Annotated in this window: 7 protein-coding genes; 4 read left to right on the top strand and 3 right to left on the bottom strand. The window is 69.4% G+C overall.

The window, feature by feature from the left end; translation table 11 throughout:
* Window positions 1–145: 145 nt before the first annotated feature.
* Entirely contained in the window at window positions 146–1270 is a 1125-nt protein-coding gene (locus AB0M20_RS17960; protein ID WP_364299412.1) for a CoA transferase, read from the bottom strand.
* A 191-nt stretch (window positions 1271–1461) separates the two neighbouring features.
* On the opposite strand from AB0M20_RS17960, the gene AB0M20_RS17965 reads away from it, so the two are divergent.
* The 4 genes from AB0M20_RS17965 (at window position 1462) to AB0M20_RS17980 (ending at window position 5595) form a co-directional block, all read left to right on the top strand.
* Window positions 1462–2892 (top strand): amidohydrolase family protein, encoded by a 1431-nt coding sequence (locus tag AB0M20_RS17965; RefSeq protein WP_364299414.1) that lies wholly within the window; start codon window positions 1462–1464, stop codon window positions 2890–2892.
* 26 nt (window positions 2893–2918) lie between these two features.
* Window positions 2919–3734, top strand: a complete 816-nt coding sequence (locus tag AB0M20_RS17970) for an IclR family transcriptional regulator C-terminal domain-containing protein (protein ID WP_364299416.1) — start codon at window positions 2919–2921, stop codon at window positions 3732–3734.
* Between the two features lie 101 nt (window positions 3735–3835).
* On the top strand, window positions 3836–4447 hold the full coding sequence (locus AB0M20_RS17975; RefSeq protein ID WP_364299418.1) for a GNAT family N-acetyltransferase: 612 nt from the start codon (window positions 3836–3838) through the stop codon (window positions 4445–4447).
* 50 nt (window positions 4448–4497) lie between these two features.
* Window positions 4498–5595, top strand: coding sequence for a crosslink repair DNA glycosylase YcaQ family protein (locus AB0M20_RS17980; RefSeq protein WP_364299420.1), 1098 nt, complete (start codon window positions 4498–4500; stop codon window positions 5593–5595).
* Between the two features lie 9 nt (window positions 5596–5604).
* On the opposite strand, the gene AB0M20_RS17985 is transcribed toward AB0M20_RS17980, so the two are convergent.
* Together AB0M20_RS17985 and AB0M20_RS17990 are read right to left on the bottom strand one after the other, a co-directional pair.
* On the bottom strand, window positions 5605–5904 hold the full coding sequence (locus AB0M20_RS17985) for a DUF3040 domain-containing protein (RefSeq protein ID WP_364299422.1): 300 nt from the start codon (window positions 5902–5904) through the stop codon (window positions 5605–5607).
* Between the two features lie 193 nt (window positions 5905–6097).
* Window positions 6098–7321, bottom strand: coding sequence for a bifunctional glycosyltransferase family 2/GtrA family protein (locus AB0M20_RS17990; protein WP_364299424.1), 1224 nt, complete (start codon window positions 7319–7321; stop codon window positions 6098–6100).
* Window positions 7322–7600 lie beyond the last annotated feature (279 nt).

Here is a 7600-nt window from a genome sequence, read left to right on the forward strand (position 1 = left end):
GTCTCGCCCGGGGTCGGCCGGCGCCCGGCGACCAGCCAGTACGCGAGCTCGCCGAACCCGACTTTGCCCATCAGATCGGCCGCCAGATCGTGGCCCAGCAGCCGGATCTGGTCCTCGTCGGACGTGCCGATCGAGGTCGGGAACCTCAGCTCTCGCTCAGCCACGCGCGGATCTCCTCACCGTGCTCGTCCAGCCCGGGCGGGGGCAGCTCGTAGTCGGCCGGGGTGCCGGAGAACGTGATCGGGTTACGCACCCCGGGCACGTCGCCGACCGTCACCACGGGGTCGAGACCCAACTCCTCGGCCAGCGCGAACCCGCCGTCGACCGTGTTGATCGGGGCGCAGGGCACGCCCGCCGCCAGCAGATCACGGAACCACTCGTCCTTGGTGCGTTTCGTCAATCGCTCCACCAGCATCGGCAGCAGCACGTCGCGGTTGGCGGTGCGGTCCTGATTGCGCGCGAAGCGGGGGTCGGACGGCAGGTCGGGGAGGTCGAGCACCTGGCACAGCTTGCGGAACTGCCCGTCGTTGCCGGCGATCACGATCAACTCGCCGTCGGCGGTCGGCAGCGGCTCGTACGGGGACAGGCTCGGATGAGCGTTGCCCATCCGGAACGGGACCGTCCCGCCGGCGACGTAGCCGCTGCTGTGGTTGACCAGCGCCGACAACGCCGACGACAGCAGGTTGACCTCGACGTGCTGGCCGATGCCGTGCTCGTCGCGGTGGTGCAGGGCGGCCAGGATGCCGATGTTCGCGTGCATGCCGGCCATCACGTCGAAGACCGAGATCCCGGCCCGGTACGGCGAACCGTCCGGGTCGCCGGTCAGGCTCATCAGCCCGGAGATCGCCTGGACCATCAGGTCGTACCCGGGATAGCCGGCGCCCTTACCGGTGCCGAAACCACTGATCGAGGCGTAGATGATGCGCTCGTTGGCGGCGGCCACGGTCTCGTAGTCGAGGCCGAAGCGCTTGAGGCCGGCGGGCCGGAAGTTCTCGATCAGCACGTCGGCCCGGCGCGCGAGCCGCTGCGCCACGTCGAGGTCACCGGGGTCCTTGAGGTCCAGTGCGATCGACTTCTTGTTCCGGTTGATCCCCAGGTAGTACGTCGAGACGCCGTCGCGGACCGGTGGCATCCACGTCCGTGTGTCGTCCCCGCCCGGGCTCTCCACCTTGATGACCTGTGCGCCGAGATCGGCGAGCAGCATCGTCGCGTACGGGCCCGCGAGGATCCGGGAGAAGTCGGCGACGACCAGGCCGCTGAGGGGTCCCATGCCCACCTTTCCCATGCGTTCGCCAGACGGACGGATGTCCGCTTGAGCGAGTCTTCTCCGTCAGTCACGAAGCTGTCAACCGCTGGAAATGCGCCCTTGACACGCTCGTAGCGTCGGGTCGAAGGTGAGGGCCTCAAGGCGACCGCCAGACGGACACATGTCCGCCAGGGCTCAGAGAGGAGTGGCCGGCGATGAGTGACACCGTGGTCTTCCGCAACGGTCTGGTTCTCACCATGGACGACGCGCACACCGTGCTACCCGGGGCGGACGTGCTGGTGACCGGCGACCGGATCACCGAGGTCGGCGTCGGGCTCACCGTGCCCGAGGGCACCGTCGAGATCGACGCGGCCGGCGGCATCCTGATGCCCGGCATGATCGACACCCACCGCCACATGTGGCAGACCGCGATGCGGGGCTACGGGGCCGACTGGACCTTGACGCAGTACTTCGTCTGGTACTACCTCGAGTCCGGCAAGCTCTTCCGGCCCGAGGACATCCATGCCGGCAACCTGCTGGCCGCCATCGAGGCGATCGACGCCGGCGTCACCACCACTGTCGACTGGTCACACGGCCTGCAGACGCCGCAGCACGCGGACGCCGCGGTCGACGCCCTCGAGGCGGTGCCGGGCCGGTTCGTGCTCGCCTACGGCAACATCCAGCAGGGCCCGTGGGAGTGGTCGGCCAGTGACGGCTTCCGTGACTTCGTCAGCCGCCGCATCTCCAGCGGCAACGACATGCTCGGCCTCCAGATGGCGTTCGACGTCACCGGCGACCCGTCCTTCCCCGAGCGCGCGGCCTTCGAGGTGGCCCGCGAGCTCGGCGTGCCGGTCACCACCCACGCCGGCGTGTGGGGCGCGACCAACGACGACGGCATCCGCCTGATGCACGAGAACGGCTTCATGACACCGCAGACGATCTACGTGCACTCGGCCACGCTCAACCACGACTCGTACCACCGCATCGCGGCCACCGGCGGATCGGTGTCCGTGGCGACCGAGAGCGAGCAGAGCGCCGGCCAGGGCTATCCGCCCACCTGGACCCTGCGCGACCATGGCATCCCGGTCTCGCTGTCGATGGACACCAGCGTCTGGTGGAGCGGCGACCTCTTCTCGGCGATGCGCACCACGCTGGGCGCCGACCGGTCCCGCGAGCACATGGAGGCGCACTCGCGCGCCGAGACGGTCACCCATGTCCACCTGCGCGCCGAGCAGGTCGTCGACTGGGCCACCCGGGGCGGCAGCAAGGCGCTCGGGCTCGACGACAAGGTGGGCAGCATCGAGGCCGGCAAGAAGGCCGACGTCGTGCTGCTGAAGAACGACGACTCACCGGTGATGTTCCCGATTCTCAACCCGTACGGCCACGTCGCGTTCCAGGCGCAGCGCGGCGACGTCGACACCGTGATGATCAACGGCAAGCTGGTGAAGCGCGACCACAAGCTCGTCGGGGTCGACCTGGCGGCGGCGCGGGCCAAGGTGGAGGCCACGATCGAGCACCTGATCGGCGCGATGGGCCGGGAGGCGTGGGACAAGGGCATGAACCCCGATGTCCCGGAGACCAAGGTGACGGACAACCCGTACCAGTACACCGAGTGGGACGCCGGATCGGCGCAGTGGAAGCATTGAGCCTCGTGGGACTCGAAGGAGGCAGGGTGGCGCGCGATGACGCGGGTCCTGACTTCATCGAGGCCCTGGCGCGGGGGCTCGAGGTGTTACGCAGCTTCCGGCCCGAGCGGCGGGTGTCGACGCTGAGCGAGATCGCCGCCGACACCGGGCTGGCCCGGCCCACCGTGCGGCGCATCCTGATGACGCTGGTGGCGCTGGGTTACGTGCGGAACGCGGACCGGGGTTACGTGCTGGCGCCGCGGGTGCTCGAGCTGGGCATGACCTACATCAACTCGATGGATCTCTGGGATGTCGCCAAGCCGCACCTGGAGAAGCTGGTCGGTCAGACGAACGAGTCCAGCTCGGTCGCGCAGCTCGACGAGGGCGACATCGTCTACGTGGCGCGGGTGGCGGTGCCCAAGATCGTGACGCTGGCGGTGTCGATCGGGACACGCTTCCCGGCGATCGCCACCTCCATGGGCAAGGTCCTGCTGGCTGCGCAGGACTTCAACACGCTCGACCACCTGTGGGCGGAGCCGAGTCGGTCCGGGATCACGCCGAAGTGGCAGCCCACGCCCAACGAGCTGTTCCGCGAGCTGCGCGAGGTCCGGGCCAAGGGCTGGGCCCTGGCCGATCAGGATCTCGCGCCGGGCATCCGGTCGATCGCGACCGGCATCCGCGACGCCGACGGCGAGGTGGTCGCGGCCGTGAATGTGACCGTTCACGCGGCGGAGACGTCGGTGGAGAAACTGACCGGCGACTACCTTCCGCTGCTGCTGCGGGCCGCCGCCGACATCAGCCACGATTGGGCGATGCTGGGGGCCGTGCCGGCGAAAACGATCACTCCGGCGGGTGGTCGTTGAGCCACCGCCGCACTTGACCGGGGTTGAAGGCGCCAATCACTCACGGCTTTCATATCCGTTGCTACTGGCCGGAACCGGCCTCTTACCGGCACGATCGACAGGTGACGACCGTACGGCGCCTGCCCTTTCCGATCTCGCTGACCGGCGAGGGCATCCAGCTGCGCGAGTGGGCATCCGAAGATCTCGATGATCTGGTCGTGCTGCTCGACGAGCCGGACATCGCGCGCTGGACGCCGATGCCGTCGCCGTTCGACATGGCGGCCGGCATCGCCTACCTGAAACGGGCGCACCAGGGGCGGACCAGCGGCCAGCGCATCCAGCTCGCGATCACCGTCGACGGCGGCAAGCCGCTCGGCGAGGTGCTGCTCTTCGGCGTCGATCACGGCCGCCGGGAGGCCGAGCTGGGCTATCTGGTCGGCGCGCCCTTTCGCCGGCGCGGGCTGGCGGCGGCCGCTCTGACACTGCTGTCCGGCTACGCGCACGGCACGCTCAACCTGCGCCGGTTGCTGCTGCGCATCGACCCGTCGAACACGGCCAGCACGGCGGTGGCGCGGCGCTGCGGATATCGCCTGACCGGTGAGCCGCCGATCCTGCAGGAGGGCCCGTACGGCCCGAGCAGCCTGGACACCTGGGAGCTGGTCGAGTCGCAGACCAACACGCGCATCGACCGGCTGCGCAACGTCGCCACCGGCCGATACGGACGCCGCACCTGATTTTGCGAACCTGACAGGCGGTGTCAGGCATGGCGGTCTACGGTCGAACGATGGCTGCCCAGGTTGATCGTGATCAGGTGATGGCGTACCGCGTCGCTGCGCTGGGGCTGGCGGAGCGGTCCACGGACCGGCCCGGCGACCTGCCGGTGCTCGACCTGGGCGTGCAGGAGTACACGCCCGGGTCGGTGCGGGTCGGGCTCGCCGCCCGTACCTCCGCCGACCTCGACGACGACCGCCTGGTCACGGTCTGGGCCGCTCGCGGCGCGCCGCACCTGCACCGCAAGCGTGAGCTGCGCGCACTCGCCGAGGCCCTGTGGCCGGTCAGCGACGCCGACGCCACCGCGCGGATCCAGAGCGGCCAGATCCCCGAGGGCATGAAACTCGGACTGAAGGCGTTCACGGCGACCGCCGAGGCCATGCACGAGATCGTCACCGAGTCGATCCCGCGCGGTGAGGCGAGCACCCGGGTCAGCAAGATGGTGCCGAAGTCGCTCACCTACGACTGCCGGAGCTGCAAGGCGCGGCACATCGCCGGCAACGTCTGGCAGCACGCCAGCTTCGCCGGCGGCGTACTCGTCGAATCACGCGGCAAGGACGCGACCCTCGGGCCGATCAAGCCGTGGCGGTCGGTGGTCGAGAAGAACAAGGGCATCGACAAGCTGATCCGGCTCTACCTGCGCATGCTTGGCCCGGCGACACCGCTCGAGGTGGGCAAGTACTTCGGCAGCTCGACGGCGGAGATAAAGAAGGTCTGGCCGGAGGACCTGGCGGAGGTCAGTGTGGACGGCAAGAAGCGGTGGCTGCCGGCCGACGCGGTCGACGACCTGACCGGTGCGGGCAAGGTGCGCGGTGTGCGGCTGATCCCGCCGATGGACGCGCTGCTGCAGGCCCGTGACCGCGACCTGCTGGTGCCCGACCGGAAGAGTCAGAAGGAAGTGTGGCGGACCCTCGGCAACCCGGGTGTGCTGCTGGTCGACGGGGAGATCGCCGGGGTGTGGCGCGCCAAGATGTCCGGGCGCAAACGGGTGGATCTGACGGTGACACCGTTCGGAACGTTGAGCGCGAAGAACCGCAAGGCAGTCGAGGCCGAGGCCGCCGAGGTCGCCCGCGCACGCGAGGTGCCCGACGCAGGAGTCACCGTCGACTGACGACGCGGATCACCAGCTCGGCGGCAGGTGATCCGGTGGCCTGACCCGCCGCAGCGGACGGCCCGTCGCCAGCGCGGCGATCAGCACCACCGCGGCGCAGATGGCCGAGACGCCCGCCGCGATCCACCAGCCGGTCACCGCGAGGATCAACGCCGCCACCCAGATCACCGCTGCGGCCAGCACCAGCGACACCGGCACCCGCCGGCGATGCGAACGGCCGCCGGACATGCGTACGCAGAAGTCTGGGTCCTCGCGCCGCAGCTGCCGCTCGAGCTGCGCCAGTCTCCGGCTGTCTTCCTTGCTCAGCATGTCGTCACCCTCCGGTCCGGCCACCCGGTATAAAGACGCATCGCCGAGGACGGGCGCCGGCCCCGGTGATGACATTGTTACCCGTCAGTCGCAAGCTTGATACCTCCCGGCCACTCGAAACAAGCGCCTGGAAACCTGCCCACAACCGGTGTACCGGTGACTGACCGTGGTGGACCGCACCGGGAGTGCGGCGTCAGGCGCGCGCCGCCCGGAAGACCCAGATCCGCATGAGCAGGAAGCGCACTCCGGTGGCGATCAGGTTCGCGATCACCAGGACGGCCAGCTCGACCCACTTCGCGGGAGTGGCCGAAACGCTGCCCAGCAGGGCGAGCGAGCCGCTGGTGAGCATCAGCCCGATGCCGAAGACGACCAGCCCCTGCGCTTGGTGGCGCCAGGCGCGGTCGGTTCCGCGTACCCCGAAGGTCAGCCGGCGGTTGGCCGCCGTGTTCGCCACCGCCGTGATCAGCAAGGCCAGCAGGTTCGCCCACTGTGGGCCCAGGCCTGCGCGCAAAAGGGCATAAAGGACCAAGTACGCGAGGGTGCTCGCGAGGCCCACCGCGGCGAACTTCATCAGCTGGCCGGTCAACCCGGCCGGCACCCCCGCGACGGGCAGCGGATTGCGGCCGAGCTGCTCGCGCAACGCCGCGAGCGGAAGGCGACCGCCGCCCAGAGCGCGGGCCAGCCGCGCGATGCCCTTGAGGTCGGCGACCGCCGTGGAGACGATGTCCACGCGACTGTCCGGATCGTCCACCCAATCCACCGGAACCTCGTGGATCCGCAGGCCGGCCCGCTCGGCCAGCACCAGCATCTCGGTGTCGAAGAACCAGCCGGTGTCCTCCACCATCGGCAGCAGCCGCTCGGCGACCTCAGCGCGGATCGCCTTGAAGCCGCACTGCGCGTCGGAGAACCGCGCGGAGAGCGTGCCGCGCAGGATCAGGTTGTAGCTGCGGGAGATGAACTCACGCTTGGCGCCGCGCACGACTCGCGACCCGCGGCTGAGCCGCGACCCGATCGCGAGGTCGGAGTGCCCCGAGATGAGCGGGGCGACCAGCGGCAGGAGAGCCGCCAGGTCGGTCGAGAGATCCACATCCATGTACGCGAGGACGACCGCGTCGGAATGCGTCCAGACGTGCTTGAGAGCCCGCCCGCGCCCCTTCTCGGCCAGCCGCACGGCGGTCACCTCGGGCAGCGCCTCTTCGAGCATGCGCGCGAAGTCGGGTGTCGAGTCGGTGCTGGCGTTGTCCGCGATGGTGATCCGGAACCGGTAGGGGAAGTGCTCGGCCAGATAGCCGTGCAGCCGGCGGACGCATGGCTCGAGGTCGGTCTCCTCGTTGTGGACCGGGATGACGACATCGAGCACCGGAGCATCGAGCCGCGTCGGCTCGGCCGCGTGCGAAGGCAGCGTGGAGAGGCTCATGCCACCAAGGTCGTCTTCGCTGCTTTGCCCCGAATATGGCAAGCCTGTGCCCGGCCTATGAGTCGCGACGCGGTCCCCCCAAACCCGAAAAGCTCTGCCCCCATTGGGGAGCAGAGCTTCTGGGCCGCGCCTACCGCTGGGTGGTGAGGTCGTAGATCGTCACGTTGCCGACGGTCTGCGACTGGAAGTTGGCCGCTACCCACTCGGCGATCTGTGAGCCGCCGTTGATTGCGCCCCGGCCGCCGAAGCCGCCGCCGCCGATGAAGTAATGGATCTTTC

Source organism: Actinoplanes sp. NPDC051633, from assembly GCF_040681735.1.
GTDB lineage: Bacteria > Actinomycetota > Actinomycetes > Mycobacteriales > Micromonosporaceae > Actinoplanes.